16 protein-coding genes are annotated in these 17,997 nt (G+C 74.2%); 7 read left to right on the top strand and 9 right to left on the bottom strand.

The features are described from left to right. The first annotated feature begins 11 nt into the window (after window positions 1-11). On the top strand, window positions 12-1,163 hold the full coding sequence (locus O7602_RS06835; protein ID WP_281587372.1) for an aminotransferase class V-fold PLP-dependent enzyme: 1,152 nt from the start codon (window positions 12-14) through the stop codon (window positions 1,161-1,163). Window positions 1,164-1,168: 5 nt separating this feature from the next. Continuing rightward, window positions 1,169-1,411 (top strand): sulfurtransferase TusA family protein, encoded by a 243-nt coding sequence (locus O7602_RS06830; protein ID WP_281590165.1) that lies wholly within the window; start codon window positions 1,169-1,171, stop codon window positions 1,409-1,411. Between the two features lie 42 nt (window positions 1,412-1,453). On the opposite strand, the gene O7602_RS06825 is transcribed toward O7602_RS06830, so the two are convergent. The 4 genes from O7602_RS06825 to O7602_RS06810 all read right to left on the bottom strand — a co-directional run bounded on the left by O7602_RS06825 (window position 1,454) and on the right by O7602_RS06810 (window position 4,789). Further along, window positions 1,454-1,966 carry an ATP-binding protein gene (locus O7602_RS06825; RefSeq protein ID WP_281587371.1) on the bottom strand — a complete coding sequence of 171 codons (513 nt, stop codon included), beginning with the start codon at window positions 1,964-1,966 and terminating at the stop codon, window positions 1,454-1,456. Beyond that, a complete protein-coding gene (locus O7602_RS06820) occupies window positions 1,963-2,937 on the bottom strand; it encodes a carbohydrate kinase family protein (protein ID WP_281587370.1) in 975 nt (324 codons plus the stop codon). Before O7602_RS06820 ends, O7602_RS06825 begins: the two co-directional genes overlap by 4 nt. Before the next feature lie 186 nt (window positions 2,938-3,123). Beyond that, window positions 3,124-3,495 carry an iron-sulfur cluster insertion protein ErpA gene (erpA, locus tag O7602_RS06815; RefSeq protein ID WP_281587369.1) on the bottom strand — a complete coding sequence of 124 codons (372 nt, stop codon included), beginning with the start codon at window positions 3,493-3,495 and terminating at the stop codon, window positions 3,124-3,126. A gap of 136 nt (window positions 3,496-3,631) precedes the next feature. Beyond that, a complete protein-coding gene (locus O7602_RS06810) occupies window positions 3,632-4,789 on the bottom strand; it encodes a glycerate kinase (RefSeq protein WP_281587368.1) in 1,158 nt (385 codons plus the stop codon). Between the two features lie 43 nt (window positions 4,790-4,832). On the opposite strand from O7602_RS06810, the gene nadA reads away from it, so the two are divergent. The 3 genes from nadA to O7602_RS06795 all read left to right on the top strand — a co-directional run bounded on the left by nadA (window position 4,833) and on the right by O7602_RS06795 (window position 8,254). Further along, complete coding sequence (gene nadA, locus O7602_RS06805; protein ID WP_281587367.1) at window positions 4,833-6,008, top strand: quinolinate synthase NadA; 1,176 nt, start codon at window positions 4,833-4,835, stop codon at window positions 6,006-6,008. Between the two features lie 165 nt (window positions 6,009-6,173). Further along, window positions 6,174-7,577, top strand: a complete 1,404-nt coding sequence (gene murA, locus O7602_RS06800) for a UDP-N-acetylglucosamine 1-carboxyvinyltransferase (protein ID WP_281587366.1) — start codon at window positions 6,174-6,176, stop codon at window positions 7,575-7,577. Window positions 7,578-7,645: 68 nt separating this feature from the next. Beyond that, window positions 7,646-8,254 carry a DUF3043 domain-containing protein gene (locus O7602_RS06795; protein ID WP_281587365.1) on the top strand — a complete coding sequence of 203 codons (609 nt, stop codon included), beginning with the start codon at window positions 7,646-7,648 and terminating at the stop codon, window positions 8,252-8,254. A gap of 25 nt (window positions 8,255-8,279) precedes the next feature. Here O7602_RS06795 and O7602_RS06790 read toward each other — a convergent pair whose 3' ends face one another. The 3 genes from O7602_RS06790 to O7602_RS06780 are packed head-to-tail and all read right to left on the bottom strand — an operon-like array spanning window position 8,280 to window position 10,946. Further along, window positions 8,280-9,266, bottom strand: a complete 987-nt coding sequence (locus O7602_RS06790; RefSeq protein ID WP_281587364.1) for an ATP-binding cassette domain-containing protein — start codon at window positions 9,264-9,266, stop codon at window positions 8,280-8,282. After that, complete coding sequence (locus tag O7602_RS06785; RefSeq protein WP_281587363.1) at window positions 9,263-10,102, bottom strand: ABC-2 family transporter protein; 840 nt, start codon at window positions 10,100-10,102, stop codon at window positions 9,263-9,265. The genes O7602_RS06790 and O7602_RS06785 overlap by 4 nt, the downstream gene beginning before the upstream one ends. Beyond that, on the bottom strand, window positions 10,095-10,946 hold the full coding sequence (locus O7602_RS06780; protein ID WP_348651327.1) for an ABC-2 family transporter protein: 852 nt from the start codon (window positions 10,944-10,946) through the stop codon (window positions 10,095-10,097). The genes O7602_RS06785 and O7602_RS06780 overlap by 8 nt, the downstream gene beginning before the upstream one ends. A gap of 3,555 nt (window positions 10,947-14,501) precedes the next feature. On the opposite strand from O7602_RS06780, the gene O7602_RS06775 reads away from it, so the two are divergent. Both O7602_RS06775 and O7602_RS06770 read left to right on the top strand, forming a co-directional pair. After that, complete coding sequence (locus tag O7602_RS06775; protein WP_281587361.1) at window positions 14,502-15,809, top strand: WG repeat-containing protein; 1,308 nt, start codon at window positions 14,502-14,504, stop codon at window positions 15,807-15,809. A gap of 104 nt (window positions 15,810-15,913) precedes the next feature. Continuing rightward, window positions 15,914-16,912 carry an aldo/keto reductase family protein gene (locus O7602_RS06770; protein ID WP_281587360.1) on the top strand — a complete coding sequence of 333 codons (999 nt, stop codon included), beginning with the start codon at window positions 15,914-15,916 and terminating at the stop codon, window positions 16,910-16,912. Window positions 16,913-16,960: 48 nt separating this feature from the next. Here O7602_RS06770 and O7602_RS06765 read toward each other — a convergent pair whose 3' ends face one another. Beyond that, window positions 16,961-17,758, bottom strand: coding sequence for a site-2 protease family protein (locus tag O7602_RS06765; protein ID WP_281587359.1), 798 nt, complete (start codon window positions 17,756-17,758; stop codon window positions 16,961-16,963). Then, window positions 17,755-17,955: a hypothetical protein gene (locus O7602_RS06760; RefSeq protein WP_281587358.1), complete on the bottom strand. Its 201-nt coding sequence runs from the start codon at window positions 17,953-17,955 to the stop codon at window positions 17,755-17,757. The genes O7602_RS06765 and O7602_RS06760 overlap by 4 nt, the downstream gene beginning before the upstream one ends. Window positions 17,956-17,997 lie beyond the last annotated feature (42 nt).

Raw genomic sequence — 17,997 nt, 5'->3', positions numbered from 1 at the left:
CGTGGAGCGTCATGAGTGACTCGCCGGTCTACCTGGACGCCGCCACCGCCGCACCGCTCCACCCGGTCGCGCGGCAGGCGATGCTGGCCGCCCTGGACGACGGCTGGGCGGACCCGGCCCGGCTCTACGCGCCGGCCCGCCGGGCCCGCCAGCTCCTCGACGCCGCCCGGGAGGCCGCCGCGCAGACCCTCGGCGTCCGCGCCGACGAGCTGTCCTTCACCCCCAGCGGTACGGCCGCCGCGCACGCCGCCGTGCTGGGTGGCCTGGCCGGGCGACGCCGGGCCGGTACGACGCTCGCGCACTCGGCGATCGAACACTCGGCGGTGCTGCACGCCGCGGCGCGGCACGTCGCCGGCGGCGGCGCGGCGGTCTCCGTACCGGTGGACCGGTCCGGCCGGCTGGACCTGGACGCCTGGGCGGCGGCGGTGGCCGCGCCCGGGGTGGCCCTCGCGGCGCTGATCGGGGCCAGCCACGAGGTGGGCACGGTGCAGCCGGTGCCGGCCGCGGCGGAACTCTGCGCCGAGGCGGGGGTGCCGCTGTACGTGGACGCGGCGCAGCTCGTCGGCCGGGCGCCGCTGCCGTCGGGCTGGTCGGTGCTCACCGGCAGCGCGCACAAGTGGGGTGGGCCGCCCGGCGTCGGCCTGCTCGTGGTGCGCAAGGGCACCCGGTGGGAGTCGCCGTACCCGGCCGACGAGCGGGAGTCGGGGCGTACCCCGGGGGTGGTGAACCTGCCGGCGGTGGTGGCCGCGGCGGCGAGCCTGCGCGCGGCGGCGGCCGACGCCGCCACCGAGGCGGCCCGGTTGACGCCGTTGGTGGACCGGATCCGGGCCCGGGTGGCGGCGGAGGTGCCGGACGTGGAGGTGGTCGGCGACCCGGTGGACCGGCTCCCGCACCTGGTGACGTTCTCCTGCCTGTACGTGGACGGTGAGGCGCTGCTGCACGCGCTGGACCGGCGCGGCTTCGCGGTCTCCTCCGGCTCGTCCTGCACCTCGTCGACGCTGCGCCCGTCGCACGTGCTGGAGGCGATGGGGGTGCTGTCGCACGGCAACGTGCGGGTGTCGCTGCACCGGGAGACCACCGAGGCGGACGTGGAGCGGTTCCTGGCCGAGCTGCCCGGGATCGTCGCGGACCTGCGGGCCGAGGCGGGGGTGACGAACCTGTGAGCGCGGTGAGCGAGCCGGACGAGGTGCTCGACTGCCGTGGCCAGCGCTGCCCGCTGCCCGTGATCAACCTCGCCCGGCGGCTGCCCGGCCTGCCAACCGGGTCGGTGGTCCGGGTGCTGGCCGACGACCCGGCCGCGGCGGTGGACATCCCGGCCTTCTGCCGGATGCGCGGCCACGAGTTCCTCGCCGCCCACCCGAACGCCGGCCCCGCCTACGACGTGCGGGTGCAAGGCGGGGCCCCCGCTTAACGCCTGCGGTAGAGGAAGGGGCCCCGGTTAACACGGCGGCGGTCAGGTGAGGTACGCGAGGATGCCGGGGAGGGGGTCGGTCGCCACGGCGGTGTCGACCACCAGACGTGGGCCGATCAGCGGCTCGTATTCGGCCCGGCGCACAAGCGTCTGCTCCCAGGTCACGGTCCCGTGCTCGGCGGGCGGGCGGGCCTCGATCCGGCGCCGGTGCTCCGCCTCGTCCCCGCAGTGCACCTCGATCAACCGCAGCGGCACGCCGGCCCGCTCGGCCAGGTCGTGCCAGAGGCCACGGGCACCGGCCACCGGGTTCACCGCATCGATCACCACACTCAACCCCAGGCCGAGCTGCACCTCGGCGAGCCCGGCGACCGCGTCGTACGCGGCCATCCCGAGCCCGTCACCGACCGGGCCGTGCCGGGCCAGGGCCCGCTCGACCGGGTCGACCGGCAGGACCGGGGCGCGCAGCGCGACGCCGACCTGGGCGGCCAGCGTGCTCTTGCCCACACCGGGCAGCCCGGCGAAGACGACGAGCACCGGCCCGACCGCCTCGCTCACCGCAGGTGCGGCCGGACGTCCTCGGCGGCCGCGTCCCCGTACGACTCGGCGAGCCGCTTCACGAACAGGTCCCGGCGGACCTCGTACTCCTGACCGCCGAAGTTCTCCAGCACCAGGGTGGCGAGCAGGCAACCGACCTGGGCCGCGCGCTCCAGCCCGACCCCCCAGCCGAGCGCGGCGAAGAAACCGGCGCGGAAGCCGTCGCCCACGCCGGTCGGGTCGACCGCCTGGATCTCCCGCGCGATCGGCACCCGGACGACGCCGATCTCCCGGCCGGCGATCTCCACGCCCTGCTTGCCGAGCGTGGTGACCCGCACCTTCACCCGGTCCAGCAGTTGCTCGTCGGTCAGGCCGGCCTTGCTCAGCAGCAGCGACTTCTCGTACTCGTTGGTCATCAGGTATTCCGCGCCGTCGACCAGACCGAGCACGTCCGCGCCGTCCATCCGGGCGAGCTGCTGCGACGGGTCGGCGACGAACGGGTAACCCCGGTCCCGGCACTCGCCGGAGTGCCGGATCATGGCCGCCGGGTCGTTGGCGCTCACCAGCACCAGGTCGAGACCGCCGAGGCGCTGCGCCACCGGGCGCAGCTCGATGTTGCGGGCCTCGCTCATCGCCCCGGCGTAGAAGGAGGCGATCTGGCACATGTCGGTGTCGGTGGTGCAGACGAAGCGGGCCGTGTGCGCCACGTCGCTGACGTGCACCGAGTCGCAGTCGACGCCGTGCCGCTCCAGCCAGGAGCGGTAGTCGGCGAAGTCCGCGCCGACGGCGCCGAGCAGCACCGGCCGCAGCCCGAGCTGGGCCATGCCGAACGCGATGTTGGCGGCCGTGCCACCGCGCCGCAGCACCAACTCGTCGACGAGGAAGGACAGCGAGACCTTGTCGAGCTGGTCGGCGATGAGCTGGTCGGCGAAGCGGCCGGGGAAGCTCATGAGGTGGTCGGTCGCGATCGAGCCGGTTACGGCGATCTTCATGTCAACCCTCGTGGTCGGGAGCACGGCGCGGTCAGCCTACCGGGCGCTCCGAATGTCCGAACGGCGGTCGGTCGCCGGGTGCACAACCGGACGACACCGTCCGGACACCGGCCGGCCATGACAAAACGGCGGGGCCGTCCCCGGGAGGACGGCCCCGCCGTCAGGTCAGGCGTCGGCGGTGTCGACTCAGCTGAACGAGTCGCCGCAGGCGCAGGAGTTGCCGGCGTTCGGGTTGTCGATGGTGAAGCCCTGGGCGTCGATCCGGTCGGCGAAGTCGATGGTGGCGCCGGTCAGGTAGGGGGCGCTCATCCGGTCGACGACGACCTCGACACCGCCGAAGTCGGTGACGACGTCACCGTCGAGCGACCGCTCGTCGAAGAAGAGCTGGTACCGCAGGCCGGAGCAGCCACCCGGCTGCACGGCGACCCGGAGCCGCAGGTCGTCGCGGCCCTCCTGCTCGATCAGGGCCTTGACCTTCTGCGCCGCGACGTCGGTCAGGACGACGGTGCTGGGGGCCGGCGTGGCCTCGGTCGACTCGGTCTGCGCTGGCGTGGTCACGTGGAAGTCTCCCTGCGCGGTATGAGGTCCGGACGTACTGGCCAACGCCGCACGTCCGCCAGTATTCCCGGTGGTCCGTCTCCGATCGTACGCCGCGGCCGGCGCGCCCACCCGGTGGCGTGACCAGCGGAACCGGTCAGCGGCTCCACTGGCCGGCCAGGCGGGCGCCGAGCGCCCGCAGCCCCTCGGCGGGCCGTTCCATCGCCGCCGCCACTCCCCCGCGTTCCTCGCCGCCGAAGTGCTCGACCAGGCTGTACGCCTCGGTGACGCCGGCCGCGGCGGCCTCCCGCCGGCCGGTGCTCACCCGTCCCGCCAGCACCACACAGGGCACGCCGCGGTCGCGGGCGGACCCGGCCACCCCGGCGACCACCTTGCAGCGCAGCGACTGGTGATCGAAGGAACCCTCCCCGGTGACCACCAGGTCGGCGGCGTCAAGCGCGGCGTCCAGGCCGACCGCCCGGGTGACCAGCCCGATGCCCGATTCACACCGGCCGCCGAGCGCCAGCACCGCCGCGCCGAGACCGCCGGCCGCGCCACCGCCGGGCAGCGCGCCGAGCCCCGGCGGGCAGTCGGGCAGCTCGGCGAGAACGTCCGCCCACCGTTCCAGCGCGGCGTCCAGCAGCAGCACGTCCGCCCGGTCGGCGCCCTTCTGCGGCCCGAAGACGTTGCTGGCGCCGTGCAGGCCGAGCAGCGGGTTGTCCACGTCGGTGGCGGCGACGAGCGCCGCGCCACGCAACCGGGGTACGCCGTCGAGCGCGGCCACCCCGGCCAGCGCCGCCCCGCCGTACGGCAGCGCCCGGCCGGCGGCGTCGAGGCCGGTGACGCCGAGCGGGACGAGCATCCCGGCGCCGCCGTCGTTGGTGGCGGAGCCGCCCAGCCCGATCACCACGGTCCGCGCGCCCACCTCGACCGCGGCGGTGACCAGCAGCCCCAGCCCGTACGAGGTGGTCGCCTTCGGGTCGCGTTCCGTTGCGGACAGCAGGTGCAGGCCGCACGCCTGCGCGCTCTCCACGTACCCCACCCCGTCGTCGGTGAGGAGGATCTCACCGGCGGCGGGCCGGCCGAGCGGGTCGACCGTGGGCACCGGGATCCGCCGCCCGCCGAGCGCCCCGGCGAGCACCGCGACGAAGCCGGGGCCGCCGTCGGCGAGTGGCTTCACCAGCAGTTCGTCACCGGGTGCGACGCTTCGCCAGCCCTCGGCCACCGAGGCGGCCACCTCGGGGGCCGACAGCGTGCCGGCGAACTTGTCCGGGCAGAGCAGCACGCGCATGCCGAGCAGTGTGGCAGGCCACATCGCGGGCGGCTGCGCGGCGGCCGGGCTGTGGGACCATGGGGGCGTGACGTCGACCTGGGTTGAGCCCTCCAACACCGCCACTGCGCTGCTGCTCCTCGGCCGCGGCAGCGACCCCGCCACCGAGCGTGGCGTGGAGTGTCCGGGTGACCTCCCCGCGCCGAGCGACCCCGACCTGGTGGCCCGCGCGGCGGCGGCGAAGGCCGCGCTCGGCACGAAGGTGTTCGTGCTGGGCCACCACTACCAGCGCGACGAGGTGATCCAGTTCGCCGACGTGACGGGCGACTCGTTCAAGCTGGCCCGGGAGGCGGCGGCCCGCCCGGACGCGGAATACATCGTCTTCTGCGGCGTGCACTTCATGGCAGAGAGCGCGGACATCCTCACCTCGGACGCGCAGAAGGTGATCCTGCCCGACCTGGCCGCCGGCTGCTCGATGGCCGACATGGCGGTCCTGTCGCAGGTCGAGACCGCCTGGGACACGTTGACCGACCTGGGCGTCGCGGCGGACACCGTCCCGGTGACGTACATGAACTCCTCCGCCGACATCAAGGGCTTCGTCGGCCGGCACGGCGGGGTGGTCTGCACCTCGTCCAACGCCAAGCGGGCCCTGGACTGGGCGTTCGAGCAGGGCCGCAAGGTGCTGTTCCTGCCCGACCAGCACCTGGGCCGCAACACGGCGGTGCTGGAGATGGGCTTCTCGCTCGACGACTGTGTGCTCTACGACCCGCACAAGCCGGGCGGCGGGCTCACCCCGGAGCAGGTGCGCGACGCGAAGATGATCCTGTGGCGGGGGCACTGCTCGGTGCACGGCCGCTTCACCCTCGACAGCGTCAACGACGTGCGGGCGCGGGTGCCCGGCGTCAACGTCCTGGTGCACCCGGAGTGCCGGCACGAGGTCGTCACCGCCGCCGATCTGGTGGGGTCGACCGAGTTCATCATCAAGACCATCGAGGCGGCCCCGGCCGGCTCGGCGTGGGCCGTGGGCACCGAGCTGAACCTGGTCCGCCGGCTGGCGCTGGCCCACCCGGACAAGCAGGTCATGTTTCTCGACCGGGCGGTCTGCTACTGCTCGACCATGAACCGGATCGACCTGCCGCACCTGGTCTGGGCGCTTGAGGAACTGGTCGCCGGCCGGGTGGCCAACCAGATCACGGTCGATCCCGACACCGCCGGACACGCCCGGGCGGCGCTGGACCAGATGCTCGCCCTGCCGGGCGCTTGATCACCGTCGGTAACCTGACTGGCACGTATGTGCACCGGAAGCACCGGTTCGTGCCCCCGCTGGTGATGTGACCGATTCCATTTTCGTCACGGAGGGCTATGCTGCCGGGGCGACGACACACGCGGGCCAGTTTTCCGACGGCCGCGATCCGGGTAGCGAGAAACATTGCAGACCCTCACCTACACGGCAGTACCCAACGCGCTGGAGGTTGCGTTGACCGACGACGTCCTGGTCGTACACGGAGGCACTCCGCTCGAAGGGCGGATCCGCGTGCGCGGCGCGAAGAACCTCGTGTCCAAGGCGATGGTCGCCGCCCTGCTCGGCGACACACCCAGCCGGCTGTTCGACGTGCCGCGGATCCGCGACGTCGAGGTGGTCCGCGGGCTGCTCGGCCTGCACGGGGTGAAGGTGACCGACGGCACGGAGGACGGCGAGCTGGTCTTCGACCCGTCGAACGTCGAGAGCGCCAGCACCGATCAGATCAACGTGCACGCCGGGTCCAGCCGGATCCCGATCCTGTTCTGCGGCCCGCTGCTGCACCGCCTCGGCCACGCCTTCATCCCCGACCTGGGCGGCTGCCACATCGGCCCCCGCCCGATCGACTTCCACCTCCAGGCGCTGCGCGAGTTCGGCGCGACTGTCGACAAGACCCCCGAGGGCCTGCACCTGTCCGCGCCGAACGGGCTGCACGGCACCAAGTTCGCGCTGCCGTACCCGAGCGTGGGCGCCACCGAGCAGGTGCTGCTCACCGCCGTGATGGCCGAGGGCGTCACCGAGCTGCGCAACGCGGCCGTCGAGCCGGAGATCATCGACCTGATCTGCATCCTGCAGAAGATGGGCGCGATCATCAAGGTCCACACCGACCGGGTGATCGAGATCCAGGGCGTCAAGCAGCTGCACGGCTACACCCACCGGCCGATCCCGGACCGGATCGAGGCGGCGAGCTGGGCGGCGGCGGCGCTGGCGACCCGCGGCCACGTCGAGGTGCTCGGCGCGCAGCAGGCCGACATGATGACCTTCCTGAACATCTTCCGGTCGGTCGGCGGCGAGTACGAGGTCACCGACGCCCGGCCGCCGAAGCTCGGCGATCCGGGCCAGGAGGGCGGCATCCGGTTCTGGCACCCGGGCGGTGAGCTGAACGCGGTGGCCCTGGAGACCGACGTGCACCCCGGTTTCATGACCGACTGGCAGCAGCCGCTCGTGGTCGCGCTCACCCAGGCCCGGGGCCTGTCGATCGTCCACGAGACGGTCTACGAGCAGCGGCTCGGCTACACCGAGGCGTTGAACACGATGGGCGCCAACATCCAGGTCTACCGGGACTGCCTCGGCGGCACCCCGTGCCGCTTCGGCCGGCGCAACTTCAAGCACTCCGCGGTGATCGCCGGCCCGAGCAAGCTGCACGCGGCCGACCTGATCATCCCGGACCTGCGGGCCGGGTTCAGCCACCTCATCGCGGCCCTGGCCGCCGAGGGCACCTCCCGGGTGTACGGCGTGGACCTGATCAACCGGGGCTACGAGGACTTCGAGGCGAAACTGGCCGACCTCGGCGCGCACGTCGAGCGCCCCTGACCGTGTCTTCCCGGGCCCGGCGCACCGCGATGTGCGCCGGGCCCGACCGTTTGGCTACCCTTGCCGGCGTGCCGTCGCTGTTTCGTCGCAAGCCCGCCGACCTCGTCGAGGAGTCCGTCACCCCGGTGACGACCGACGAGGAGTCCGCCGCCGCCCGTCCTCGGGGCTACACGCCGAGCAAGAAGGAGCTCGGGGTGACCACCCCGAAGCGCCCGGCCGCCGGCCGCCGGCCGACCGCCCCGGCCCGCCCGCTGACCAAGGAGGAGGCCCGGGAGCAGCGCCGCACGGCACGCGCCGAGTCCGCCGCCGAGTTCCGGCGCGAGGGCGGCCCGCGTGACCGGGGCCCGGAGCGCCTGCTGGCCCGCAACGTGGTCGACTCCCGGCGTACGGTCGGCACCTGGTTCTTCGGCGGCGCGCTGATCGTGCTGGTCGGGTCCAACCAGGCCATGCCGCCGATCGTGCGGCTGCTGTCCAACCTGCTGTGGGGCGCGCTGGCCCTCGGCGTGCTGATCGACTCGGTGCTGATCACCCGGAAGATCAAGAAGCTGGTCCGCGAGCGCTTCCCCAGAAGCACCGAGAAGCTGGGCTCGCTCTACTTCTACGCGATCATGCGGTCGATCACGTTCCGCAAGATGCGCGCTCCCGCCCCCCGGGTCGCCATCGGCGACCAGGTCTGAGCGGAGTGTTAAGAAGGGCCCCCTCCTATACGCCAGGCGTTAACAGGGGCCCCCTCCTTTCACTGCGGTAGAGGCGGGCGACGACCTCCTCGATGTCCGGCTCGACGATCGAGATGTCGCGCAACGTGGTCAGGCCGGCGAGCGCCGCCACCACCTCGGCGACGCTCGCCTGTTCCAGCGCGAAGACCAGCCGCCGCCCGTCCGCCTCCGTCCGCAGCAGCGGCGCGCCGGGCAGCACCGGCGGCTCGGGCAACGCGGACTCCAACTCGGCGACGACCATCCGGCGCGAGCCGTGCCGGTGGTGCAGCTCGGCGATCGAGCCGTCGTGCACCACCCGCCCGTGGTCGATCACCACCAGCCGCCGGCAGAGCCGTTCGATGTCGGCCAGGTCGTGCGTGGTGAGCACGAGGGTGGTGTCACCGACCCCGCCCAGGTCGGCCAGGAAACCGCGGACCGCCTGTTTGCTGACCACGTCCAGCCCGATCGTCGGCTCGTCCAGGAAGAGCACCTCCGGGCCGTGCAGCAGCGCGGCGGTCAACTCGCCGCGCATTCGCTGGCCGAGGGAGAGCTGCCGGACCGGGATGTCCAGGAACTCGTCCAGGTCGAGCAGGCTCCGGCAGCGGGTCAGCCGGGCGGCGTGCTCGCCGGCCGGCACCCGGTAGATGTGCCGCAGCAGGTCGAACGAGTCCCGCAGCGGCAGGTCCCACCAGAGCTGGGACCGCTGCCCGAAGACCACCCCGATGCGCAGCGCCAGCCGGGTCCGGTCAGCCACCGGCCGCAGCCCGCAGACCCGCGCCCGCCCGGCCGACGGCGTCAGCACGCCGGTGAGCATCTTCAGCGTGGTCGACTTCCCGGCGCCGTTCGGGCCGATGTAGCCGAGCATCTCGCCGCGCTCCACCCGCAGGTCGACGCCGTCGACGGCGGTCAAGCTCCGCTTCTCGCGGCGCAGCCGCCCGGCCCGGACCCGGACCGTGAACTCCTTGCGCAGCCCGTCCATCTCGATGACGCTCATGACCCCGTACTCCGGTAGTGACGGATCCCGACCCGCCAGGCCAGGGCGGCGACCGCCGCCGCGACCACCGCGACGCCCGGCGAAGCCCAGCCCACCCAGGGCGGCAGGCCGAGCGGGTCGGCGCGACCGAGCAGCGCCAGCGCCGGGTGGTAACTGACGAACGCGAACCCCATCCCGTACGCGAACAGCGCGCGGAACCAGCCGCCGTAGACGGTGATCGGGTACGAGGTGAAGTCACGCCCACCGTAGGTCACCGAGTTGGCCAGCTCGCCGGAGTCGACCCAGTAGAACGACACCGTGGCGGTGGTGACGAAGACCGAGGCGAAGAAGACCACCGCAGCCGGCGGGGCGACCACGGCCAACGCGACCCGGCCCGGGGTCCAGTCGATCCCGGCCGAGGCGAGCGCGAACACCAGCACGGCCAGCCCGAACACCGCCCGGGACGCCTTCCGCAGCGGCAGGTCCATCAGCAGCAGTTGGGGCAGCGCGGCGAGCGGGCGGACCAGCACCGCGTCGAAGAGGCCGGTGCGGACGTAGGTGGGTAGCCGCTCGATGTTGCCGACCAGCAGGTCGGCGGCGGCGAACCCGCACGACGAGAGCCCGACCACGACGAGCGTCTCGCGCAGCGTGAAGCCGCCCAGCTCGCGGGTCACCCCGAAGATGACCAGGACGGTGACCACGTCGAACACGGTCGCGCCCACGTTGCCGACCAGGTCGACCACGAACGACGTCCGGTATGCCGCCTGCGAACGCGCCTGCGCGCCGAGCAACACCCGGTACGCCCGCAGCACCCCCTGGCGCCCGGCCACCCTGGACGCACCGGCGTGCTCAGCCACCCTGGACCACCAGGCGGCGCTCGGCGCGCCGCTGGACCAGCCGGCAGAGCGCCAGCAGCAGCACCGCCCAGCCGAGTTGCACCCCGACCAGGCCGAGGCCGGTCGACAGCGGCTCCCGCTCGACGAGCACGTCCAGGGGGACCTGGAGGAGGCTGGGGAACGGGGTGGCGTACCGCAGGGTCGCCTCCAACCCGCCGGGCAGGAAACCGAGCGGGAAGTAGAGGCCGGCGAGCGCGCCCGAACCGAGCGTCCAGAGGATCATCGGGCCCCGCACGTCCTGCAACCAGTAGGCGGTGGCGTTGACCAGGTAGCGGCAGCCGAAGCAGACCACCACCGCGAGCAGGACGGAGACCAGGAACAGCGGCACCGTCGCCAGGTGCCGGGGCACGTGGACCGCGAAGAAGATCGGACCGATCACCAGCGGGGGCACCAGCCGGGCGAGCGCGGCGAACCCGGCCCGCCCCAGGTCGATGGCGAGGTAGCTGGTGACCGGGTGCACCGGCCGCAAAAGGTCGGCGGCCACCTCGCCGGAGCGGATCCGGTCGGCCAGCTCGGTCCAGCCCCAGATGGCGATGACCGCCAGCAGCCCCTGCCCGGCCCAGACGAACGTGCCGAGTTGGGCCCGGTCGTAGCCGGCCACGGTGCCGGTCGCGCCGGCGGCGGCGAGGAAGATGTAGCAGCGCAGGAAGCCGAACACGGTGTTGGTGACGAGGCCGGCCACGGCCACTTGGCGGTAGGTGGCGTGCCGACGGAAACCAGCCGCCACTATCGCGCCGAATGTCCGAAACCATGGGGTAACGTGTGCGGCCGGGGGAGCTGGCACAGTGGCGGTGACCGAGCCCACGCCGTTACCCTCCTTCCGCAGCCAGGACATGCCGGACCGAGCGACTCTACCGGCACGTCCGCCGCCCGAGCGCGACAATTTCCAACGAGGTGACACCGCCGTGAGCGAGCGACGCGAGCCGGTTCCGGGGCCGCGCCGCGCGAGCCGCGGGAGGGGCTGCCGATGAGTGGCTGGGGCAGCTGGCGCGAGCCGGCGGAACCGGCCTGGGCGCTCGAGCCCACCCACGAGTGGGAGCCGCAGTTTCCCGGGCAGCGCTACCCGGGCGACATCGGCCTCGAACACCTGACTCCCCCACCACGCCGCCAGGCCGTGGTCGGGCGGGCCGAGGTACGCCCGGTCAGCCCTGCTCCCGACGACACCTATCCGGTCAGCCCGGCGAGCCCGCACCCGATCAGCCCGGCGTCGGACGTCGGCACCTATCCGGTCAGCCCGGCCGATTCGCGCGAGACGTACCCGATCAGCCCCGCCGGCCCGGATCGTCGGAGGCCCCGGCCCGACGACCGGCATCCGCACGGCCGGCAGGCCCCGCCCGAGCGTCTCGACCAGCATTGGGCGCGCCCGGCGGCGGCGTCGTACCGGTCCGGTTCGATCGAGCCGGGCTGGGCGCCGGAACCGAACGAGACCTCACGATCCGCCCCGGGCTGGTCCGAGCGCCGCCGGGCGGCGGACGACCGCCACGCCCCGACGAGCGGGCGCGAGTCCGCCTCCCGCGTCCAGTGGAGCCCGTCGCCCGACCCGCGTCGCACCCCCGCCGCCGACTGGCGGCACGAGCATGGTTCGGACGGGTCCCGCGAACTCACCCCGGACGAGCCGCACGGGCCGTACGTCGACAGCTGGCAGGACCCCGCTCCCGACGACCGCCCGGAGCGGCGGGCCTTCGGTCGGCCGCCCGCCGGGACTCCTCCGACGGGGTACGCGCCGCCGACCGACCGGCGCGATCAGGACGCGGCCCCGGCGGAACGCGGCGGGGCCCCCCGCGGCGAGCCCCGCCGGGACGGCTGGCGCGACCCGGGCCCGCGTCCCCACACCGATCGGCGCGAGCCGGCCACCGGCCGCCGGGAGGACGGCCGGCCGGGCCGGGAGCCGGCCGCGCACACCGAGACCCCGCGTCCGACCACCGGGCACGGCAGTGCCCCGCAACGCGCCGAGAGCGACCGGTACGCCGCACCGCGCCCGGTCGACCAGCGGCGGGACGGCCCGCACGACCGGACCTGGCCGCCGCAGGGCGAGTGGCCGGTGATCGAGCGGCGGCGACCCGCCGAGCCGGCCGCGTACCGGCCCGACGAGCGCCGCCGTCCAATCGAGGACGGCCGCCCGACCCAGCCGGCCGATGTTCCGCGCCTCGACGGTCACCGCCCGGACGGTCACCGCGCCGACGGTCACCGCCCCGACCGGGACGGCATCGGCCGAGACGGCATCGGCCGAGACGGCGTCGGCCGAGACGGCGTCGGCCGAGACGGCGTCGGCCGAGACGGCGTCGGCCGGGCCCGTCCGGATTCGCGCGACGCCCGGCCAGCCGCCGCCCGCCCCGAACACGCCGGCCCACGCCCCGAACACCTCAGCCCACGCCCCGAACACGCCGGCCCACGCGCCGAGTCGGAAGTCGTTCGGCCGCCCACGACCGACGTACGTCCCGAACCCCGCCGGCGGCAGCCGGAGCCGGACGGGCGACGGTCGGACTCCGCCGCGCCCCCCGCTCACCGGCTCCGCCCGGAGCAGTGGCGGGCCCGACCCGACGAACCCCAGCGCGCCCGTGGCGGCGACGCGCCTGCCCCTCCCGTACCGCCGGCCCGACCGGACGAGCCGCGACGGCCGGTCCCCCCGGTGCCGGGTCGACACGACGAGGTCCGCCGCCCCGCGCCGCCCGCCTACCCCGGCCTTCCGGCCCGGACACCCGGGACGGACCCGGTCCGGCCCGCCGTTGCGGGCTCCGCGGAGGTCCGGACCCCGCATGTCGCGCCGCCCCCACAGGCCACGTCCGCCGCACCGGTTCGATCCGCACCGCGGGACACACCGGTCACATCGACACCGCCGGTCACCTCGACACCGCCGGTCGCGTCGACCCCGCCGGTCACACCGACCCCGCCGGTCACACCGACCCCGCCGGTCACACCGACCCCGCCGGTCACGCCGACACCGCCGGTCACACCGGTCGGTACCGGCACCCCGCCGGCCGTGGACGAGTCACGCCGGACATCGCGGGCGGCGGACGGCGGCCTGGAGGCGTGGTTCCGGCCGAGCCAACCGGCGGCGGCCGAGGAAAGGGACACCGCCGCCACGGCTCCGGGCGACGACGCGCCCGCCGTCGTGTCCCCGCCGACCCGATCGGACGACCTGGACCGCCCGCCGACCCGATCGGACGGCTTGGACCGCCCGCCGACCCGATCGGACGACCTGGACCGCCTCGACGCCGGCCAGCCGGGCGAGCAGTGGGACGAGACCGGCCAGCCGGGCGACCGGTCCGACCGGGACGACGCCCGGTCGACCGACGTGGTCGAGCCGGCCACGTCGGCCCGTCCGGTCACTTCCGACGACCAACTCGGTCAGACAGCGGCTGAACCGGGCGCAGCCGGCCCGGGCGCAGCCGCCGAGCCGGGACGGTCCGACGACCGTCGCCACGAACTCGGTTACGGGGACGACTCAGCGGACACGACCGGCCGCCACGTCACCGCCACGGATCCCGCCGGCCACCCCGCCACCCCAGAGTTGTCCGGGCCCGCCGCACGCACGGGGGCAACAGGGGTCGTCGTGCCGAGTGCGCGCCAGCCGGCCGAGCCCCGGACGCCCGAACCGTCCGCACCCTCGGACGGGACACCGTCGCCACCACCGCCCGCCACCACGGCATCCCAGCCCTCCGCCGTCGCCATGACGCCTCCGGACGGCTCGGCAGCCCGCGCGGCCCGCACGGTGAGCGACGACGAGCCGTCCGCGGATTCCGCACCGCCGGCCACGGCGGACGCGTCCGTCACGGCGAACACGGCGAACACGACGGACGCGACGGACGCGACACCGTCTCCCACCACGCCCCCGGCAGCACCCTCCGTCCCCCGCCCCGAGTTCGACGGGCCCGTACCGACGCCGGGCGGTGACGTCCGGGCCGCCGCCGCCGCCGCGCCGCCGCCGACGCCTGCCGACGGCGGGCCCACCGGTTCGGCACCGGCGGCGGGCCACCGCGGTGAGGTCCGGTCCGAGGCGGATCCGGGCGGCCCGATCCCGAGCACGACGGAGTCGACCAGCAGCACAGCCCTCACCGAAAGCGCTCCCGCCGCTCCGAGCGGGACAGATCCCGCTGGTGCGGCACGGACGGAGAACGGCCCGGCCGGCGCCTCCCCGCCGAATGGGGGCCCGGGTGGCGTCGATGACGGTGACACGGGCGGGGCCAACGACGCGAGGCCCGAAGCAAGCTCGACCAGCACCGACGTACCCGAAGATCATTCGGTCGCCGGCGAGCCGGCCGAATCGGATGCGAAGGACGGGCCGCCGCGCCCGTGTACCCCGGAATCGGGGCATCCGGCCGACGCCCGGACGGACGACGAACCGGCCCCGGCGCCTCCGGTGGATCCGGAGCAGGCCCTGGCCGCCGTCGACTGGCGGCTGCACCCGGAGACGCTGCGCGAGGAGGCGCCCGACCCGGCGGAGCTGAGCCGGATCCGGGACGGCCTCGCCGGCAAGCTCGGCACCGCGCTCGACAATCGCAGCCGGGCCCGGCTGCTGGGTCTGCGCTCGGTGGCGTCCCGGATCCTCGGCGACCACGACGACGCGGTCGCCGACGCGCGGCTGGCCCTGACGTACGCGGAGGCCACCGGCGAGTTGCGGCGGACCTCGCTGGCCCGCGCGCGCCTCGCCGAGGTGCTGCGTTGGCGGGGCGAGCACGCGGAGGCCGACCGGCTCTTCGCCGAGGCGAACTCACCGGAACTGCCCGACCGGTTGCGCGCGTTGCTGCACGAGCACGCCGCGCGTTCCTGCTATGACCAGGGCCGGCTGACCGAGGCGTGCCTGCACTTCGAGCGGGCGCTGGACCTGCGCCAGGGCGAGGACACGGCGATGAACGCGCGGACCGAGGTGGCGCTGGACGCGGTCGCGGCGCGGGCCGCCGGCGACGGCTTCGGGCCGCCGCCGCGCGGCCGGGCGGAGGTGCTCGGCACCCCGCGGTACCCGGTGGCGACGTTCGACGACTCCGAGCGGCTCTGGGGGTACGCGGACGCCGACGGCGAGATGGTGATCGCGCACCGGTACGCCGAGGTGCAGCCGTTCCAGGAGGGGCTGGCCTGGGTGCGTCGCCCGGAGGCGTCCCGCTGGGCGTTGATCGACACCACCGGGGCAGCGCTGATCGAGGCGAACAACGGCTACCGGGCGGCGGGCGGCTTCGCCGAGGGCCTGTCGTGGGTCTCCATGGACGGCAAGGGTCGGTGGATGGCCGTCGACCGGATGAACATCGTCAAGGTCCCGCCCGGGTACGAGGAGGTCCGGCCGTTCCGCAACGGCCTGGCCGCGGTGCGGCGCAACGGCGGATGGGGCGCGGTCAACCGGGACGGCGAGGTCGTGCTGCCGACCCGCTACCACGGCCTCGGCACGCCGCTGGCCGACGGCCGGCTGCTTGACGGTTTCACCGCCGACGGACTGGCCGTGGTCGAGGTGTCCGGCCGCCGGGGTGTGGTGGACCGCGCCGGCCGGATGCTTGTGGCGCCCGCGTATCCGGCGGTCGTGGTGCACCCGGTGGCGTTCCTGGTCACCACCGGCTCGGGCCGCTGGGGCGCGCTGGACCGGCGTGGCGAGCCGCTGATCGACCCGGTGCACCCGGGCCACGCCGCGGTGGCCGCGGAGATCGACCGGCTGCTCGCCGACACCTCGCCGGTGCTCTGAGCCCGGTTCACGCCGACCGGGCAGGCGCACGTCGTGCGCTGTCGCGGCGGCAGGGCGCTGAGCGCCGCACGGCGCCGGCGTCCGCGCGGGGCTAGGGTCGAGGGATGGAATTCCGACACCTGGGCCGCTCCGGCCTGATGGTCAGCGAGATCTCGTACGGCAACTGGATCACCCACGGCTCACAGGTCGAGGAGGAGGCCGCGGTCGCCTGCGTGCGGGCCGCCCTCGACAGCGGCATCACCACCTTCGACACCGCCGACGTCTACGCCGGCACCCGGGCCGAGTCGGTGCTCGGCCGGGCACTCAAGGGCGAGCGCCGTGACGGGCTGGAGATCTTCACCAAGGTCTACTGGCCGACCGGCCCGGGCCGCAACGACCGCGGCCTGTCCCGCAAGCACATCATGGAGTCGATCGACGGCTCGCTGCGCCGCCTCCAGACCGACCACGTCGACCTCTACCAGGCCCACCGTTACGACGTCAGCACGCCGCTGGAGGAGACGATGGAGGCGTTCGCCGACGTGGTGCGCGCCGGCAAGGCGCACTACATCGGCGTCTCCGAGTGGACCGCGTCGCAGCTGCGCGAGGCGCATGCGCTCGCCCGCGAGCTGCGCATCCCGCTGATCTCCAACCAGCCACAATATTCGATGCTGTGGCGGGTCATCGAGACCGAGGTGATCCCGGCCAGCGAGGAGCTGGGCGTCGGCCAGATCGTCTGGTCGCCGATGGCCCAGGGCGTGCTCTCCGGGAAATACCTGCCCGGCCAGCCGCCGCCGGCCGGCTCCCGGGCCACCGACGAGAAGTCCGGCGCGGACTTCATCGCCAAATGGCTCACCGACGACGTGCTCACCCGGGTGCAGCAGCTCAAGCCGATCGCCGAGCAGGCCGGGCTGACCATGCCGCAGCTCGCCGTCGCCTGGGTGCTCCAGAACCCGAACGTCGCCTCGGCGATCATCGGAGCGTCCCGGCCCGAGCAGGTGCACGACAACGTGAAGGCGGCCGGTGTGAAGCTCGACGCCGGCCTGCTCAAGGCGATCGACGAGATCGTCGAGCCGGTCACCGAGCGGGACCCGGCGAAGACCGTGAGCCCGGCGCAGCGTCCCTGACGCCCGGCGTCCCCGGGCCGGCGTGCGCCGGCCCGGGGACGACCACGGTCAGCCCTGCCAGAAGCGGATCAGGTAGAACCCGATCTGATAGAAGTCACGCGGCAGGCCGAGCGCGTCGCCGACCGCGAAGACCCCGGTGAAGAACGCGCCGCCGATCCGCGGGCTCCAGAGCAGCGCGAAGAGCAGGATGAATCCGTACGGGGCGAACAGGTCGTACATCCGCCGGTAGGCGGGACTGAGCCAGGGCTGGATCATGTTGCCGCCGTCCAGGCCCGGCACCGGCAGCAGGTTGAGCACGCTCGCCATGAGCTGGAGGAACGCCAGCAGCCCGACGCCGGCCCAGAACTCCAGCGGCCCGCCCAGCGACGGCCCCCAGTTCACGGCCGCGATCAACAGCAGCGTGAACAGCACATTCGTGGCCGGCCCGGCCAGGCTGACCAGGGTGTGCCGCAGCCGGCCGGGAATGGCGTGCCGGTCCACCCAGACCGCGCCGCCGGGCAGGCCGATGCCGCCGAGCAGCAGCACCACCACCGGCAACACGATCGACAGCAGTGGGCTGGTGTATTTCAGCGGGTTGAGCGTCAGGTAGCCCCGGTGCGCGATGTCCCGGTCGCCGGACCGGTACGCGATCACGGCGTGCGCGTACTCGTGCAGGCAGAGCGAGACCAGCCAGCCGGCGACCACGAAGAGGAAGACGTCGAACCGGACGTTGCCGTACCCGTTCCAGGTCATCACCCCGCCGGCCACGAAGAGCGCGACCAGGGCCAGGAAGATCGGGCTCGGCCGGAACGCCGCCCGGGGCACGCCGAGGACCAGCGGGTCGCCCGGGCGGTCGTAGCCGGTCATTCGGCCGGGGGCTGCAGGCTCATCCGGTATTCCACCCGGTCGTCCTCGACCAGGGCGACGGAGGTGACGCCGGACGTCGCGAGCTCCCGCCAGGTCTGACCGATCCACGACTCGGCGTCCGCCTGACTCGTGAACGACTCACCCGGCCCGTCGACCGTCTCGCCGTTCGTGCCCTCGTACCGCCAGCTCCACGCCATGCCGCGTCTCCCCTCGCCGCCGTCGTCCCGTGGGACGCCAAA

It is taken from the genome of Micromonospora sp. WMMD1128, from assembly GCF_027497235.1.
Classification (GTDB): domain Bacteria; phylum Actinomycetota; class Actinomycetes; order Mycobacteriales; family Micromonosporaceae; genus Micromonospora.
The sequence above is the reverse complement of the archived record's forward strand: the minus strand, read 5'-3'. Positions and strand labels throughout refer to the sequence as shown.

What these genes read in the sequence shown, in the direction of transcription:
- O7602_RS06835 (WP_281587372.1), top strand. Translation starts at nt 12, where the DNA reads ATGAGTGACTCGCCGGTCTACCTGGACGCCGCCACCGCCGCACCGCTC.
- O7602_RS06820 (WP_281587370.1), bottom strand. Translation starts at nt 2,937, where the DNA reads ATGAAGATCGCCGTAACCGGCTCGATCGCGACCGACCACCTCATGAGC.
- O7602_RS06810 (WP_281587368.1), bottom strand. Translation starts at nt 4,789, where the DNA reads ATGTGGCCTGCCACACTGCTCGGCATGCGCGTGCTGCTCTGCCCGGAC.
- O7602_RS06790 (WP_281587364.1), bottom strand. Translation starts at nt 9,266, where the DNA reads ATGAGCGTCATCGAGATGGACGGGCTGCGCAAGGAGTTCACGGTCCGG.
- O7602_RS06770 (WP_281587360.1), top strand. Translation starts at nt 15,914, where the DNA reads ATGGAATTCCGACACCTGGGCCGCTCCGGCCTGATGGTCAGCGAGATC.
- O7602_RS06765 (WP_281587359.1), bottom strand. Translation starts at nt 17,758, where the DNA reads ATGACCGGCTACGACCGCCCGGGCGACCCGCTGGTCCTCGGCGTGCCC.
- O7602_RS06760 (WP_281587358.1), bottom strand. Translation starts at nt 17,955, where the DNA reads ATGGCGTGGAGCTGGCGGTACGAGGGCACGAACGGCGAGACGGTCGAC.